19 protein-coding genes and 1 pseudogene are annotated in these 14,923 nt (G+C 71.8%); 11 read left to right on the top strand and 9 right to left on the bottom strand.

Annotated features, from left to right (window positions below):
- Nucleotides 1-156, top strand: a pseudogene (locus tag ACKOQ4_RS10530) (diiron oxygenase); the annotation flags it as partial.
- Nucleotides 157-189: 33 nt separating this feature from the next.
- On the opposite strand, the gene ACKOQ4_RS10525 reads toward ACKOQ4_RS10530, so the two are convergent.
- Nucleotides 190-1,872 carry a 4Fe-4S binding protein gene (locus ACKOQ4_RS10525; protein ID WP_526291552.1) on the bottom strand — a complete coding sequence of 561 codons (1,683 nt, stop codon included), beginning with the start codon at nt 1,870-1,872 and terminating at the stop codon, nt 190-192.
- Nucleotides 1,873-1,882: 10 nt separating this feature from the next.
- The gene (locus ACKOQ4_RS10520; protein WP_526291550.1) at nt 1,883-2,899 is read right to left on the bottom strand and encodes a diiron oxygenase; all 1,017 of its coding nucleotides are present in this window, start codon (nt 2,897-2,899) and stop codon (nt 1,883-1,885) included.
- A 151-nt stretch (nt 2,900-3,050) separates the two neighbouring features.
- Between ACKOQ4_RS10520 and serC the strand changes: the two genes are divergently transcribed.
- Complete coding sequence (gene serC / locus ACKOQ4_RS10515) at nt 3,051-4,169, top strand: phosphoserine transaminase (protein ID WP_526291548.1); 1,119 nt, start codon at nt 3,051-3,053, stop codon at nt 4,167-4,169.
- Nucleotides 4,170-4,248: 79 nt separating this feature from the next.
- A complete protein-coding gene (sepH, locus tag ACKOQ4_RS10510) occupies nt 4,249-5,073 on the top strand; it encodes a septation protein SepH (RefSeq protein WP_526291546.1) in 825 nt (274 codons plus the stop codon).
- A 1-nt stretch (nt 5,074) separates the two neighbouring features.
- Here the strand turns inward: sepH and ACKOQ4_RS10505 are convergent, their stop codons facing one another.
- Both ACKOQ4_RS10505 and ACKOQ4_RS10500 read right to left on the bottom strand, forming a co-directional pair.
- Nucleotides 5,075-5,356, bottom strand: coding sequence for a DUF2537 domain-containing protein (locus ACKOQ4_RS10505; protein WP_526291544.1), 282 nt, complete (start codon nt 5,354-5,356; stop codon nt 5,075-5,077).
- A 9-nt stretch (nt 5,357-5,365) separates the two neighbouring features.
- Nucleotides 5,366-6,214, bottom strand: a complete 849-nt coding sequence (locus tag ACKOQ4_RS10500; RefSeq protein ID WP_526291542.1) for a TrmH family RNA methyltransferase — start codon at nt 6,212-6,214, stop codon at nt 5,366-5,368.
- Between the two features lie 43 nt (nt 6,215-6,257).
- Here ACKOQ4_RS10500 and ACKOQ4_RS10495 point away from each other — a divergent pair, with 43 nt between their 5' ends.
- Together ACKOQ4_RS10495 and ACKOQ4_RS10490 are read left to right on the top strand one after the other, a co-directional pair.
- Nucleotides 6,258-6,545, top strand: a complete 288-nt coding sequence (locus tag ACKOQ4_RS10495; RefSeq protein WP_526291540.1) for a DUF2530 domain-containing protein — start codon at nt 6,258-6,260, stop codon at nt 6,543-6,545.
- Nucleotides 6,546-6,555: 10 nt separating this feature from the next.
- On the top strand, nt 6,556-7,011 hold the full coding sequence (locus ACKOQ4_RS10490; RefSeq protein WP_526291538.1) for an SRPBCC family protein: 456 nt from the start codon (nt 6,556-6,558) through the stop codon (nt 7,009-7,011).
- Here ACKOQ4_RS10490 and ACKOQ4_RS10485 read toward each other — a convergent pair.
- Complete coding sequence (locus ACKOQ4_RS10485) at nt 7,008-7,850, bottom strand: DUF3027 domain-containing protein (protein WP_526291536.1); 843 nt, start codon at nt 7,848-7,850, stop codon at nt 7,008-7,010. The genes ACKOQ4_RS10490 and ACKOQ4_RS10485 overlap by 4 nt on opposite strands.
- A 163-nt stretch (nt 7,851-8,013) precedes the next feature.
- Between ACKOQ4_RS10485 and ACKOQ4_RS10480 the strand changes: the two genes are divergently transcribed.
- Both ACKOQ4_RS10480 and ACKOQ4_RS10475 read left to right on the top strand, forming a co-directional pair.
- Nucleotides 8,014-9,567 carry an MFS transporter gene (locus ACKOQ4_RS10480; protein WP_526291534.1) on the top strand — a complete coding sequence of 518 codons (1,554 nt, stop codon included), beginning with the start codon at nt 8,014-8,016 and terminating at the stop codon, nt 9,565-9,567.
- A complete protein-coding gene (locus ACKOQ4_RS10475; protein ID WP_526291532.1) occupies nt 9,564-10,052 on the top strand; it encodes a DUF2771 family protein in 489 nt (162 codons plus the stop codon). The genes ACKOQ4_RS10480 and ACKOQ4_RS10475 overlap by 4 nt, the downstream gene beginning before the upstream one ends.
- On the opposite strand, the gene ACKOQ4_RS10470 is transcribed toward ACKOQ4_RS10475, so the two are convergent.
- Nucleotides 10,053-10,466 (bottom strand): cold-shock protein, encoded by a 414-nt coding sequence (locus tag ACKOQ4_RS10470; protein ID WP_526291530.1) that lies wholly within the window; start codon nt 10,464-10,466, stop codon nt 10,053-10,055. It abuts the gene before it with no gap.
- Between the two features lie 104 nt (nt 10,467-10,570).
- Between ACKOQ4_RS10470 and ACKOQ4_RS10465 the strand changes: the two genes are divergently transcribed.
- The 4 genes from ACKOQ4_RS10465 (at nt 10,571) to ACKOQ4_RS10450 (ending at nt 13,567) form a co-directional block, all read left to right on the top strand.
- Complete coding sequence (locus tag ACKOQ4_RS10465; protein WP_526291528.1) at nt 10,571-10,987, top strand: YccF domain-containing protein; 417 nt, start codon at nt 10,571-10,573, stop codon at nt 10,985-10,987.
- Entirely contained in the window at nt 10,984-12,042 is a 1,059-nt protein-coding gene (gene moaA, locus ACKOQ4_RS10460) for a GTP 3',8-cyclase MoaA (protein ID WP_526291526.1), read from the top strand. The genes ACKOQ4_RS10465 and moaA overlap by 4 nt, the downstream gene beginning before the upstream one ends.
- Before the next feature lie 2 nt (nt 12,043-12,044).
- On the top strand, nt 12,045-12,314 hold the full coding sequence (locus ACKOQ4_RS10455) for a MoaD/ThiS family protein (protein ID WP_526291524.1): 270 nt from the start codon (nt 12,045-12,047) through the stop codon (nt 12,312-12,314).
- A gap of 404 nt (nt 12,315-12,718) precedes the next feature.
- The gene (locus ACKOQ4_RS10450) at nt 12,719-13,567 is read left to right on the top strand and encodes a transglycosylase family protein (RefSeq protein WP_526291522.1); all 849 of its coding nucleotides are present in this window, start codon (nt 12,719-12,721) and stop codon (nt 13,565-13,567) included.
- On the opposite strand, the gene ACKOQ4_RS10445 is transcribed toward ACKOQ4_RS10450, so the two are convergent.
- Genes ACKOQ4_RS10445 through moaC form a run of 3 tightly spaced genes read right to left on the bottom strand, consistent with a single transcriptional unit; the run spans nt 13,564 to nt 14,890 of the window.
- Nucleotides 13,564-13,989, bottom strand: a complete 426-nt coding sequence (locus ACKOQ4_RS10445) for a molybdenum cofactor biosynthesis protein MoaE (RefSeq protein WP_526291520.1) — start codon at nt 13,987-13,989, stop codon at nt 13,564-13,566. The two genes, ACKOQ4_RS10450 and ACKOQ4_RS10445, sit on opposite strands and share 4 nt — an antisense overlap.
- The gene (locus ACKOQ4_RS10440) at nt 13,986-14,477 is read right to left on the bottom strand and encodes a MogA/MoaB family molybdenum cofactor biosynthesis protein (RefSeq protein ID WP_526291558.1); all 492 of its coding nucleotides are present in this window, start codon (nt 14,475-14,477) and stop codon (nt 13,986-13,988) included. Before ACKOQ4_RS10440 ends, ACKOQ4_RS10445 begins: the two co-directional genes overlap by 4 nt.
- Nucleotides 14,459-14,890: a cyclic pyranopterin monophosphate synthase MoaC gene (moaC, locus tag ACKOQ4_RS10435; protein WP_526291556.1), complete on the bottom strand. Its 432-nt coding sequence runs from the start codon at nt 14,888-14,890 to the stop codon at nt 14,459-14,461. The genes ACKOQ4_RS10440 and moaC overlap by 19 nt, the downstream gene beginning before the upstream one ends.
- Nucleotides 14,891-14,923: the final 33 nt, after the last annotated feature.

The following is a 14,923-nucleotide window of genomic DNA, read 5'->3' as shown; positions in this document are numbered from 1 at the left end:
GCCTCGCCTGAGTCGCGGTAGTGGTTGCGCGACAGGTTCGGTGACGTCCGGATGCTCTGCTACGACACCGGACTGATGAACCCACCGGCCAAGCTGGTGTGGCGGCTGTGCAGGATCGAGGGCCCGCGGGGCCGGGTCCGCGCCCGGCCGACGCGGTGCCCGGCTGGGACGAGATCTCCCACACCTGACCTAACGCCCCCGGGCCGGCGCCCACTTTCGCCCGGCCGCCGGCGCCCGCCGCGCCACCGCGAGCATCTCGGCCACCGAGGTGAACTTCACCCGCGGCCGGCCGGTCTCGGCGCCGCGGGCCACCTCGGCGCCGTCTATCGCCCGCCACCCGGCCGCATCGACCACCTCCGGGGCCCGCTCGCGCACCAGCCGGGCCAGCACCGCCGTCCGCGCGACGGGGTGGTCGAGCAGGCCGGCGTTGAAGTCCTCGACGAGTGCGGCGACGGTCTGCATCGCGCAGGACTTGTTGGTCCCGATGAATCCGGTCGGTCCGCGTTTGATCCAGCCCGCGACGTAGGCGCCGGCGACGGGCCGGCCGGTCGCCGGCTCCACGACCCGCCCGCCGCGGTTGGGCACCACCGCAGCGGTCTCGTCGAACGGCAGACCCGCCACCGGCGCACCGCGGTTGCCGATGGAGGACAGCACCAGGCCGGCCCGCACCGTCACGGTGCCCGCGGCGGTGCCGGGGCCGTCACGGCCGAACTCCACCGCCTCGGCCCGCTCGCCGCCGAGGATTCGCCGCGGAGTCAGCCGGTAGGCCAACCGGATTCGCCGGTCTCCGGCCGGTCCGGCGGAGTCGGGCAGCCCCGCCAGGATCTCGAGCTTGGCCCGGGTGCCCGGATCGGTGGCGGTCAGCAGATCGGCGCGCACCAGGTCGTGGTCGGCGGCGTCGAGCACCACCTCAGCCGTCGTTGTCAGTCCGATGAGCTCCGGCAGCGTGAACGCGGAGTCGGCCGGACCGCGTCGGGCGGCGACCACCACTTCCCGCACCGCGGAGTCCCGCAACACCTTCAGGGCCGCATCCGAGATGTCGGTCGCGGCAAGGTCGGCCGGCTCACGGGTGAGTAGCCGGGCGACGTCGAGTGCGACGTTGCCGTTGCCGATGACCACGGCCCGCTCGTGGCCGAGGCCGACGGCCCGGTCGGCGAATCCGGGGTGGCCGTTGATCCAGGCGACGGTCTCGGTGGCGGTGCCGGTGCCCGGCATCCCCATACCCTCGACGTCCAGGCGGCGATCGCCCGGCGCGCCGACGGCATAGACGACCGCGTGGTGGTGGGTCAGCAGGTCGGCGTGCGAAAGGTGCTTGCCCACTTCGACATTGAGGTAGTAGGTGAAGCGGCGGGAACCGGCGATCCGGTCGAACAACCCGGTGATCGACTTGGTGCGCTGGTGGTCCGGGGCCACCCCGGCGCGGACCAGCCCGTGCGGCGTCGGCAGCTTGTCGAACACGTTGACCCGAACCCCGCCCTGGGTGAGCAGTTCGTCGGCGGCGTACAGCCCGGCCGGCCCGGAGCCGCCGACGGCCACCGTCAGGCCGCGGCCGCGCACCCGGGGGGCCGGCAGCACCGGCGCCAGCTTGGAGGTGGGCGGCGGTTTGACCCCGGCCGGACGCGGCGGGTAGTGGCCGGCGTTGACGGCCGCGAAGGGCAGCTCGGCCGCGGTGAGCCGGCTGTCGGGCCGTATCGCGCCGACCGGGCAGGCGCTCACGCACGCCCCGCAGTCCACACAGGCGACCGGGTCGATGTAGAGCATCTCGGTCACGGCGAACTCCGGCTCGTCCGGGGTGGGGTGTATGCAGTTCACCGGGCAGGCGTACACGCAGGAACCGTCGCCGCAGCAGGGCTGGGTGATGACGTGGGGCATGTGCCCGGCGTCAGGCCGCGCCGGTCAGATGCCGGCGCTGCGGCTCGCTGCGGAACCGGCTCGGCGGGCCGTCGATCTTGCACAGCCGCCACACCAGCTTGGCCGGTGGGTTCATCAGTCCGGTGTCGTAGCAGAGCATCCGGACGTCACCGAACATGTCGCGCAACCACTTCCGCGACTCAGGTGAGGCGAAGAACAGCTCCTTGCGGATCTGCATCGGGATGCCGTACTCGCGGAAGAAGCTGCGCGGCGGCACCACGATGGCCTGGCACAGGATGCGCATGATCAGCGGCACGTTGAGCGACAGCAGCAGCCGCTGGCGGCGATTGAGCCGCGGCAGGCGCTTGCGCAGGTACTCGTGGGCGAAGGAGATGTGCCGGGCTTCCTCGGCCACGTGGATGGCCATCACCTTCTCCATGATCGGGTGCAGGTCCCTGCCCTCGCGCAGCACGTCCTTCTGGGTGTGGTCGATCGGCTCCTCGCCGGCGAGCACACCGAAGAAGAACGGGATCGGCAGCGGCCCGGGCACCAGCGGGATGAGCGGGGAGACCCAGCGCAGCAGCCGCGGCATGCCGGGCACATCGACGCCGATGCGGTTGACCATCTCCTGGAACATCAGGGTGTGGTTGCCCTCCTCGATCGCCTCGTGCACGCAGTACCGGTACTCCGGCGAGCCGTTGGGCACCCAGAACGCGTAGTTCATCAGCCCGCGGATCAGGATCGACTCGAACTGCAGGCCGACCTTGGCGATGTTGGCCTGGCGCCACTGACCGATGGCGATCTGCGCGGCCACCGGCTGCTCGCGATACCACCGGTGCCGGCCCAGCGGGTCGGTGTCGGGCAGGATCCAGCGCTCGTCGTCGGCGGTGACCGCGAGCTCCGGGGAGTCCCAGTCGATGTCGGTGTAGGGGTTGAAGTTCCGCCGCACCGAACCCTGCGACAGCGTGTTCAGCAGGTCGACGTAGGCGGTGTCGTCACCCACCTCCATGTTGCGGCGCCAGCGTCTGACCATCGTGGTTCTCGCCATGACAAGCCTCCCGCGTGGTTTACATAGGGATGGGTTTTGTACAGCCGATGGCGAAACGGTACCGCAGGTATCGCATAACTGTCCATAGCTTGAGGCGGGCCGTGATCACCTCGATTTCAGGTCATGACCACCCGCTCCCTAGGCTGAGGGCATGGCCGATTCCGCCCAGCTCACGATTCCCGCCGACCTCAAGCCCGCCGACGGACGCTTCGGTTGCGGCCCGTCGAAGGTGCGCCCCGAGCAGTTGCAGGCGCTGACCACCACCGCCGCCGGGCTGTTCGGCACCTCCCACCGTCAGGCCCCGGTCAAGAACCTGGTCGGCCGGGTGCGCGAGGGGGTGCGCGAACTGTTCTCCGCCCCCGACGGCTACGAGGTCATCCTCGGCAACGGCGGGGCGACCGCGTTCTGGGACGCCGCCGCGTTCGGCCTGATCGACAAGCGCTCGCTGCACCTGGCCTTCGGGGAGTTCAGCGCCAAGTTCGCCTCGGCGGTGGCCGCCAACCCGTTCGTCGGGGACCCGATCGTCGTCAAGGCCGACCCCGGCAGCGCGCCCGCGCCGCAGTCCGATCCGTCGGTGGACACCGTCGCCTGGGCGCACAACGAGACCTCCACCGGGGTCGCGGTCGGCGTGCAGCGCCCCGGCGGTGACGCCCTGGTCCTCATCGACGCCACCTCGGCGGCCGGCGGCCTGCCCGTCGACGTCGCCGACTGCGACGCCTACTACTTCGCGCCGCAGAAGAACTTCGCCAGCGACGGCGGTCTGTGGCTGGCCGTGCTCTCGCCGGCCGCTCTGGCGCGCATCGAGTCCGTCGCGGCCTCGGGCCGCTGGGTGCCCGACTTCCTGTCGCTGCCGATCGCGGTCGACAACAGCCTGAAGAACCAGACCTACAACACCCCGGCCATCGCGACCCTGGTGCTGATGGCCGAGCAGGTCGACTGGATGCTGGCCAACGGCGGGCTGGACTGGGCCGTCAAGCGCACGGCCGACTCCTCCTCCAGGCTGTACTCCTGGGCCGAGGCCGTCCCGTTCGCCACCCCGTTCGTCGCCGACCCGGCGCTGCGCTCACAGGTGGTCGGCACCATCGACTTCACCGACGAGGTCGACGCCGCGGCCGTCGCCAAGGTGCTGCGCGCCAACGGCATCGTCGACACCGAGCCCTACCGCAAGCTGGGCCGCAACCAGTTGCGGGTGGCGATGTTCCCGGCGATCGACCCCGACGACATCACCGCGCTGACCCGCTGTGTGGACTGGGTCGTCGAACACCTCTAGCCTCATCTGTCACACCGGCGTGTCCTTTCCGTTATGTCAACGGGGACCGGGTTAGGGTCCGGTTTCGAAGGAGGCCGACATGCGGGAACTCACTCTCATCGGGCTCGACGTCGACGGCAGGCACATCATCTGCGAGGGTGGCAACCCGGCCGACAAGTTCCTGGTCCGGCTCGACGACCGGCTGCGCGCGGCCGCCCGCGGCGACGGTGTGCGTGCCGGCCAGGTCCCCAGAGACAGCGAGGTCAAAGTCGTGCTGCGTCCCAAGGACATTCAGGCCCGCATCCGGGCCGGCGCTTCGGTCCAGGAGGTCGCCGCAAGCGCCGGCGTGGACGTCTCCAAGGTCGAGCGGTTCGCCCACCCGGTGCTGCTCGAGCGGCAGCGCGCCGCCGAACTGGCCACCGCCGCGCACCCCGTGCTCGCCGAGGGCCCGACGGTGGAGACGCTGCTGGAGACCGTCACCGCAGCCCTCGCCGACCGCGGGCTGAGCGCCAAGGACACCAGCTGGGATGCCTGGCGCGCCGACGACGGCCGCTGGACGGTGCGGATGGGCTGGCACGCCGGCCTCTCGGAGAACTTCGCCCACTTCCGGTTCGCCCCGGGCGCGCACGGCGGCACCGTCACGGCCATCGACGAGGCCGCCAGCGAGCTGATCGACCCGGAGTTCGAGCGTCCGCTGCGGCCGGTGGCCACGGTCGCCCAGCTGGAGTTCGAGGTGCCCGCGCCGGTGGAGGCTCCCGCCGTCGTCGTCGGCGAACCCGCGGCCGTCAACGCCTCCCCGGTCGTCGCGACCCCCGCCGAGCCGTCCGAGCCCAAGGCGCAGACGGCCAAGCGGGCCGGCCGCAGGCCGGCCATCCCGGCCTGGGAGGACGTGCTGCTCGGAGTGCGCTCCAGCGGCGAGCGCTGAGCTACCGGAACATCAGCGCAAGCATCGCGATCCAGCCGACGGCCACCCCGACCGCGGCGCCCAGCACGAACCACCGGCGGACCGGCCGAGCCCGCCACTCCCACAGCGTCGGCGCCAGACCGCCGACGGCCACCAGGTTCAGCGCGATCGAGATCAGCGGGTGCACCCGCGTCATACCGAGGCCGAGCACGACGATCGCCGCCCCGACGACCGCGGCCACAAAGGCCGAGACGGTCAGCCCGGTCCCCCACGGCGTTGGTTCGCCCACCGGCTGTTCGGACATGCCGTCAGGTTATCGGCCGGCCGGCCGGGCGGCCCCGTCGGCGCCCCGGGCCCGCTCATAGAACGCCAGCGCCGCCGCGGTGGCGACGTTGAGCGAGTCGGTACCCCGCTCCATCGGGATGCGCACCCGGGCGTCAGCGCTGCGCATCGCCGTCTCGGTCAGTCCGGGACCCTCCGCGCCGACCAGTATCGCGAGCTTGCGCCCGGCCAGGCTCCCGACCACCTCGGCCAGCACCCGCGCCCCGGCTTCCGGCGTCATGGCCAGCAATCGAAAACCGTTGTCGCGCAACACTTCCAGATCGAAAGGCCAGCGCTGAGCACGGGCGAACGGGACCAGCAGGGCATGCCCCATGGACACCCGCACCGCCCGTCGGTACAGCGGGTCGGCACAGCCTGCGCCGAAGACCACCGCGTCCACACCCAGGCCGGCGGCGTTGCGGAAGATCGACCCGAGGTTCTCGTGGTCGTTGACGCCCTCGAGCACCGCGACGGTGCGTACGCCGGTGAGGACGTCCGTCAGGCTCAGTTCGGCCGGCCGGCGCGCTGCGGCCAGCACGCCGCGGTTGAGGTGGAAGCCGACCACCTCGGCCATCACCTCCGCCGATGCACGCAGGTAGGGGATCCCGGTGCCGGCCAGGTCGGCGGCGAGTTCGCTCAGCCGCCGGTCGGTGCCCAGGCAGGCGTGCGGGGTGAACCGGGACGCCAGCATGCGCTGCACCACCAGCACGCCCTCGGCGATCACCAGGCCCTTGCCGGTAGGCAGGTCGGGGCGGCGGTCGACACTGTTGAGGTCGCGGAAGTCGTCCACCCGGCTGTCGGCGGGGTCGGTGATGTCGATGACCCGAACGCCGGCCTGCATGGGCGATAACGTACGCGTCCGCCGGTCGGATACGGTGATCGCGATGTCCACCAACGGCGCGAGGCCCTCCTCGGGCGCACTGCCCGAGCAGGTCGAGTTACCGGCCGCACTGCTCGACCCGCGGCCGGTGATCGCCACCGGCGCCCTGCTCTGGGCGCTGGCCGCGGTCGCGGCCTTCACCGTCCCAGCCCTGCAGGGCTGGCGGCCGGTGACCGTTGCGGGCCTGGGCGTCGGCGTTTTCGGGCTGTCACTGTTCCTCTGGCAGCGCTCCGCTGCCCGCCGGGGTGCGCGCGGCGCGCAGACCGGGCTTGAACCACAACGAGATTCGTAAGGAGAACACCATGGCCGCACCGCTTCTCAAGGCCGAGGTCGAGATCAACGCACCGGTGTCCAAGGTATGGGCGCTGGTGTCCGACGTCAGCCGGATGCCGCAGTGGAGCCCGCAGTGCCGGGTGATGCGGGCCCTCGGCCCGATCCGTCCCGGCACCAGGACGGTCAACCTCAACCGGCGCGGACTGCTGTTCTGGCCGACCACGTCGGTCATCACCGAGGTGGTTCCGGAGCGCACCTTCGCCTTCCGGATCCCGGTCAACACCACCGTGTGGCGCTACGAACTCGAACCCACCGCGACCGGCACCCGGCTCACCGAGACCCGGCACGCCGAGAACGGGATTTCGGCGTTGTCCACCGCGGTGACCAAGGCCGCACTCGGCGGAGTGGATGACTTCGAGAGGGAACTGCTCGACGGGATGAACCAGTCGCTGGCACGCATCAAGGCCGCCGCCGAGCGCGGTTAGCTCTCCGGATCCCCGGCCCCGGACTCCGGTTCGGCCGGCACCTCCCCGACCGCCACTTCGGCGACGGCCACGTCGACGATCTCGAGCACCCCGTCGTCGTACGGGTCGTACATCGGCGACCCCGAACCCGGCTGGGCCGGGGTGTCCGAGTGCGCGCCGCAGCCATAGCGGAAATCGACCACCCGGCCGTCGGCGGCCAGTTCGTTGCAGCAGACCCCGAACATCGCGCCGAGAGCACCGGCCAGCGGCACCATGAACCCGCAGTCCCGGCACACCCGCTTGGTCGCACGGGCCATCGCCGAATCCGGGCCGTAGTCCCCGTCGTGCCAGCGCTGGGCCGCGTCGTCGCGCCCGAAGGGACCGAGCACCCGGCGCCGGCCGAACCCGACCTCTACGGCGGTGTCGTCCACCAGCGGGTCGCCGGTGGCCAGGAATCCGGGCACCAGCCTCGGGTCGTCGGGCAGCGGCGCGAGAAGGTCACCGGGTCCCAGATCGCCGGGTCTGACCCGCTGCTCCCAGGGCAGCCACGACGGGGCCAGCAGCGCAGTCGGGCCGGGGACCAGCACCACCTCACTGACGGTGGCGTGATCGGCCCCCGGGCAGGCGGCCACGACAACCGCCCACTGCCAGCCGTGGTAGCCCGGCAACGTGGTCAGGAAGCGGTGGGTGGCGGCCGCCTCGTCCTCGATGGTCACTCCGAGGTAGTCGCCGGCCGTCTCACCGCTGTTCTCGATGATCGCCTGGCGGGCCTGCTCGGCGGCGCCCTCCAGAACAGCGGCCACCGCCGCCGTCGGCGGGACCGGGGCGGGGGCTTCGGCGGTGTCGATCACGTCGTCCATCACCGCCAATCTTGCCTCACCGCATCCGCGCGCACCTACCCCGGTCGGGTGCCCGCGGCCACCGCCGCCATGGTGGACAATCAGAACTGTGTCAGGGCGGCGAGGCGGGTATCCGGGCGCGGGCCTCCACCGGCCTTCGCGCCGCTCGGGTGAACACCCCGGCATGGCCAACTACCCCAGCGATCAACCGGGACCGGCGCGCAGCGCCAACCGCCATCTGCCGCCCCTGGCCGACCGGCGCACCCGCGCCCACCCCGACTTCGGACAGCGGCCGGGCGCGCCGGGCGCCGAACGCGCCGGAGTCGGCCGGGCGGCGGCCGACGTGGGTTCGCGGATGTATTCGATGGTGCACCGGGCCGCCACCGCCGACGGCGCCGACAAGTCCGGCCTGACCGCGCTGACCTGGCCGGTGGTGGCCAACTTCGCGGTGGACTCGGCAATGGCGGTGGCCCTGGCCAATACGCTGTTCTTCGCGGCGGCCACCGGGGAGAGCAAGGGCCGGGTGGCGCTGTATCTGCTGATCACCATCGCACCGTTCGCCGTGATCGCCCCGTTGATCGGGCCGGCCCTCGATCGCCTCCAGAACGGCCGCCGCGCCGCGCTGGCGGCGTCGTTCCTGCTTCGCACCGTGCTGGCGGTGGTGCTGATCTCCAACTACGACCCGGCCACCGGCAGCTACCCGTCGTGGGTGCTCTACCCCTGCGCGCTGGGGATGATGGTGTTCTCGAAGTCCTTCTCGGTGCTGCGCAGCGCGGTCACCCCGCGGGTGATGCCGCCGACCATCGACCTGGTGCGGGTCAACTCGCGGCTGACGATTTTCGGCCTGATCGGCGGGACGCTGGTCGGCGGCGGAATCGCCGCGGCCGCGGAGTACCTGTTCTCCACCCTGCTGGACCTGCCCGGCGCGCTGTTCGTGGTCGTCTTCGTCACCCTGGCGGGCGCGTCGCTGACCATGCGGATCCCGAGGTGGGTGGAAGTGACCGAGGGCGAGGTGCCCGCGACGCTGACCTACCACGGCCACGGCGGGGAGTGGGACTGGCTCTACGACGAGCCCACCGAGGTCATCGCCGCCTCCGGGCCGCGCCGGCAGCCGTTGGGCCGCAACATCATCACCGCGCTGTGGGGCAACTGCACGATCAAGGCGATGGTCGGGTTCCTCTTCCTCTACCCGGCGTTCGTCGCCAAGGCGCACGACGCCGGCGGCTGGGTCCAACTGGGCATGCTCGGGACGATCGGCGCGGCGGCCGGGGCGGGGAACTTCATCGGCAACTTCACCGCCGCGCGGATGCGGCTCGGCCGCCCCGCGGTCCTGGTCGTCCGCGCGACGGTCGCGGTGACCGTCATGGCGCTGGTCGCGGCGGTGGCCGGCACGCTGGCCGCGGTGGCTCTGGCCGCGTTCGTCACCTCCGGCGCCAGCGCGATCGCCAAGGCGTCGCTGGACGCCTCGCTGCAGGACGACCTGCCTGAGGAGTCGCGGGCATCGGCATTCGGCCGTTCGGAGTCCGTGCTGCAGTTGGCCTGGGTTCTCGGCGGTGCGATGGGCGTGCTGGTCTACACGGATCTGTGGGTGGGCTTCACCGCGATCGCAGCCCTGCTGGTGCCCGGGCTGGCGCAGACGGTGGTCAGCTACCGGGGCGCCTCGCTCATCCCGGGCTTCGGCGGCAACCGCCCGGTGGTGGCCGAGCCGGAGGGCAGGCCGGCGGTGTCGCACCGGTGAAACGCCATGTGGCGTGGGTCATTTCGGCCCTCGTGGTGATGGCCGCCGCGGGTGCCGGTGTCGGGGCCTGGCTGCTGGCCCGGGGACACAGCTCCGCGCTGCCGCAGATCAGCGCCTACTCGCGCGGCACGACGGTTCGCCTCGATCCCTATCTCTACTGCAATGTCGTCGACCTCAACGACTGCGTCAAAGGTGGCGCGCAGGGCCGGCTTTCGGTGGCGACCCGCTACCCGGTGCAGTTATCGCTGCCTCCCGAGATCAGCCGCGCACCCTGGCGCCTGCTGCGGATCTACGAGGACGAGCAGGACACCGAAACCGCCTACCGGCCGGGAACGACGCAGGCGGTGACCATCCCGACCGTCGACGCCCGGCGCGGCCGGATCGTCGGCGTCGTCGTCCAGCTGCTGACACTGGTGCGCGACGAGACCGGCGAGCTCTACGACGTCCCGCACGCCGAGTGGTCGCTGCGGCTGGTGTGGGACTGATCAGGAGTCGAGTTCACGGGCGACGGCCCGGACCACCTCGGAGACCCGCCGCGCGACCTTCTTGTCGGGATAGCGGCCCCGGCGCAGTTCCGGCTGCACCGCACTCTCCAGCAGCGTGATCATGTCCTCGACCATGCCGTGCAGTTCGTCGGGGGTGTGCTTGTGTTCGCCCGCCGGGGCGGTCTCGCGACGGGTGCGCGACAGGCTCGGCGGCGGGTCGACCAGCGTCACACTCAGCGCCTGCGGGCCGCGGCGTCCGGTGGCCACCCCGAACTCAACCCGCTGACCGGCCTTGAGTCCCTCGACCCCGTCGGGCAGGGCGGAAGCCCGGACGTAGACGTCCTCGCCGTCCTCCTGGGAGAGGAAACCGAAACCCTTGTCGGCGTCGTACCACTTCACCTTGCCGGTCGGCACTGGATCTCCTCTGGTCTCACGTGACGAGCTTGGGCGCTGACGTGACGTTGGGCGCGTGAGCGATCCTACTCAAACGGTAGGCTGATCTGGCCCCTGGAGGAGACATGCGCACCGTCCTGAACATCATCTGGTTGCTCTTCGGCGGCCTGTGGCTCGCCCTCGGCTACCTCCTGGCGGCAGTGGTCTGCTTCGTGCTCATCGTGACCATCCCCTTCGGCTTCGCCTCCGCGCGCATCGCCCTGTTCGCGCTGTGGCCGTTCGGCCGCACGATCGTCGACAAGCCCGGGCCCAACCCGGGCGCGACGATCGGAAACGTGATCTGGGTGCTGCTGTGCGGAGTGTGGCTGGCGATCGGCCACATCCTCAGCGCCGCCGCGATGGCGATCACCATCGTCGGCATCCCGCTCGCCCTGGCCAACCTCAAACTCATCCCGGTCTCGCTCATGCCGCTGGGCAAGGAGATCGTGCCGGTCGACCACGCCCGCGACTGGGCGCACCGCCCGGCCCGGATGCCGGTATGACGCCGACCACCCTGGGACTGCCGGCCGTTCCCCGCGCCGACCGCGTGTCCCCGCCGGCCGACATGCCGCGGCGCGGTCCGCTGGTGGACACCTTCGGGCGGGTGGCCACCGACCTGCGGGTCTCGCTGACCGATCGCTGCAACCTTCGCTGCACCTACTGCATGCCCGCCGAGGGGCTCGACTGGCTGCCCGGGGAGGATCTGCTCAGCTTCGAGGAACTCGCGCGGCTGCTGCAGGTGGCCGTCACCCGCCTCGGCATCGAAAGCATCCGCTTCACCGGCGGGGAGCCGCTGTTGTACCGGCGGCTGGAAGACGCGGTGGCCGCCGCGGCCCGGTTGCGGCCGCGCCCCGAGATCGCACTCACCACCAACGGGGTGGGACTGGCGCGGCGCGCGGGCGCGCTGGCTGCAGCCGGCCTGGACCGGGTCAACGTATCGCTGGATACCGTTGACCGCCGGCACTTCGCCGCCGTCACCCGCCGCGACCGGCTTGACGAGGTGCTCGAGGGATTGGCGGCGGCGGGCCAGGCGGGGCTGAACCCGGTCAAGGTCAACGCCGTCCTGGATCGCCCCGACGACGCCGTCGAACTGCTGCGCTACTGCCTTCGGTTCGGCTATCAGCTGCGCATCATCGAACAGATGCCGCTCGACGCGGGCCACGCGTGGCGCCGCGAGTCCGCGGTCGGAGCCGGCGCAGTCCTGAGCGCACTGCGCGAGGTCTTCGAGTTGCGCCCCGACCCGGCCCCGCGCGGCTCGGCGCCGGCGCAGCTCTGGCTTGTCGACGGCGGACCGGCGACGGTCGGGATCATCGCGTCGGTGTCTCACGCCTTCTGCGCGGCCTGCGACCGCACCCGGCTGACCGCCGACGGGCAGCTGCGCAGCTGCCTGTTCGCCACCGAGGAGACCGATCTGCGAACGCTGCTGCGCGGCGGAGCGGGCGACGCCGAGATCGACCTGGCATGGCGGGCGGCGATGTGGCGGAAGGCAGCCGGGCACGGCATCAACGACCCCGATTTCATCCAGCCGACACGCCCGATGAGCGCCATCGGAGGCTGACTATGACAGACATCACTGCCGCCGTGCCGGTGACCGTGCGGTTCTTCGCCGCCGCCGGCGCGGCGGCCGGGACCGACAGCGGCACCCTGGCCCTCAGCCCGGGTGCGACGGTGGCGGACGCCATCGCCGAACTGTGTGGTCAGAGTGACAAAATGGCACTCGTGATACAGAAGTGTTCCTTCCTGTGCGACGGGGTGGCGGTGCGGGACCGGACCGCGGTGCTGCGGCCCCATCAGACCCTGGACGTGCTGCCCCCGTTCGCCGGCGGCTAGCGGTGATCTGACTCACATCACAGAACAATCACAGAGCAGCAACGGAACGATAAATCTGGTCTCTCATCAGGGTAAACGGCGGCCGATTCGGCCCGAATTCGACCCGGTTCAAGGGCGAAACGCCGTAATTCGGGAAAAGTGACGGCTTCCGGGACAGCCGATACCGTTTTTCCCAGGCCCGCCCTTGCTTGGCGGGCCCCCTTCCGCTCATCGCGCCGAACTCCATCCACGGAGCGGGGGGAACGACGAGATTCCCGGATGGGGGCGGGGGACCCGATCGGGTCCCGCCGATTTCGGAGCATCGGTTCCTCGGGTTGACGCGGCGGCACCGCCGCGGCCGGGCGACGGTGTGCCCGAACCCGGCTGCCGACCTCGCAGGCGCATCGAAGAGAGGACCGATTTTCATGGCCGGACGTCATCGCAGACCCACGACCTCACAGTTCAGCCTCGCCAGGCTCGCCGTCACCGGTGCGGTCATCGGCGGCGGCAGCGTCGGCCTTGCCGCGCAGGCCCAGGCTGCCACCGATTCCGAGTGGGACACCGTCGCCGCCTGCGAGTCCAGCGGCAACTGGGCCATCAACACCGGCAACGGCTACCAGGGCGGCCTGCAGTTCTCGCCCAGCACCTGGCTCGGGTACGGCGGCGGTCAGTACGCGTCGGCCGCCAACCTCGCCACCCGCGCCCAGCAGATCGCGATCGCCGAGAGGGTGCTCGCCGGTCAAGGCAAGGGCGCGTGGCCGGTGTGCGGCCGCGGCCTGTCCGGGCCCACCAGGCACCAGCTTCCGGCCGCCCCGGTGGCGGCCGAGGACCCGGCCACCGTCACCACCGGCACCGCCGCCGACACCGCGGCGCCGGCCGCCCCGCTGGACAACCCGGCCGTGCCGCCGGTCCCGCAGGACACACCCGCGCCGCAGGATGTGACCGCCGTCGGGGATCCGCAGGCCGCGCCGGCTCCCGAGGCACCCGCCCAGCCGGCGGCACCGGCTCCCGAGGAGACGCCCGACGGCGGTTCACCGGCGCCGCAGCCGGAGATCATCGCCATCGTCGAGACCGTCCCGGCCGACGCGCCGGTGGTCGTGCCGGCCGATGCTCAGGCCCCCGACGCGGTCGCCGATCTGGTGATACCGGCCTCGGATCCGAACGCCGTCTACATCAGGCAGGTGTGGGAGGCGTTGCAGAACAACGAGATCGACGGCGGCAGTCTGCTGCTCGTCCTCGGCCGCGATCCGGCGCCGGCCACCGCGGCGAGCTAGGCGGAGTTCACCCACTCGTCGGTGCCGTCGGCGAAGAACTGGTGCTTCCACACCGGCAGCCGCTCTTTGACAAGGTCGACGAGCCGCGCGCAGGTGGCGAACGCCTCCGCGCGGTGTTCGGCGGAGACCGCGGCCACCAGTGCGGCGTCGCCGACCGCCAGCTTGCCGATCCGGTGGCTGGCCGCGACGGCGCGCACGCCGGGCGCGGCCGCGGCGACCTCGGCGAGCACCTCGAAGAGGGTCTGCTCGGCGTGCGGGTGGGCGGAGTAGTCCAGGCGGAGGACCTGCCGGCCGCCGTCGTGGTCGCGGACCACACCGGCGAACCCGACGACGGCGCCGGCCGCGGCCTGGGCGACCAGGTGCTCGTGTTCGGTGAGCAGGATCAGATCCCCGGTGACCGCCGCCCGCACGATCCGGGTCACCGGTGGTCCCCCCCGGCCAACTGGTCCAGGGCATGGTCTAGCACGCCGGCCAGCACCCCCAGTCCGTCGCGCACCCCGCCGGTCGAGCCGGGCAGGTTGATCACCAGGGTGCGCCCGGCCACCCCGCACACCCCCCGGGACAGCACGGCGGTGGGGACCCGGGGCTCCCCGCACCGGCGGATCGCGTCGGCCAGGCCGGGAATCTGGTAGTCCAGCACGGCCAGGGTGGCCTCGGGGGTGGCGTCGGTCGGGGAGATCCCGGTGCCGCCGGAGGTGATCACGACGTCGGCGGCCTCGCCGAGTGCCGCCCGCAGTGCCGCGCCCACCGGTTCGCCGTCGGCGACCACCGCCGGGGCTGCGACCTCGAAGCCGCGGGCGGTGAGCCAGTCGCGGATGAGCGGACCGCAGCGGTCCTCGTAGCCCCCGGAGGCGGCGCGGGTGGAGGCGATCACCACGCGGGCGGAACGGCTCACCGCTGCGCGGTCCAGACGCCGGTCTTGCCGCCTTCCTTGCGCAGTACCCGGATACCGTCGATCCGGGCCGCCGGGTCTACCGCCTTGATCATGTCGTAGACCGACAGCGCTGCGACGGAGACGGCGGTCAGCGCCTCCATCTCGACACCGGTGCGGTCGGTTGTGCGCACCGAGGCGCTGACTTCGATTGCCTGCGAGCCGATTTCGAAATCCACCTCGACACCGCCCAGGGCGATGGGGTGGCACAGCGGGATGAGTTCACTGGTGCGTTTGGCGGCCATGATCCCGGCGACCCGGGCGGTGGCCAGGGCATCGCCCTTGGGCAGTCCACCCGAGGCGATGAGCCCGATCACCTCGGCGGTGGTGTGAACGGTGGCGACCGCGGTGGCCAGCCGGGCGGACGCGGCCTTGCCGGTGACGTCGACCATCCGCGCGGCGCCCCGGTCGTCGAGGTGCGAGAG

The organism is Mycobacterium sp. (genome assembly GCF_046095365.1).
GTDB lineage: Bacteria > Actinomycetota > Actinomycetes > Mycobacteriales > Mycobacteriaceae > Mycobacterium.
Note: the sequence above shows the minus strand (reverse complement) of the source record. Positions and strands in the feature narration are given on the sequence as shown.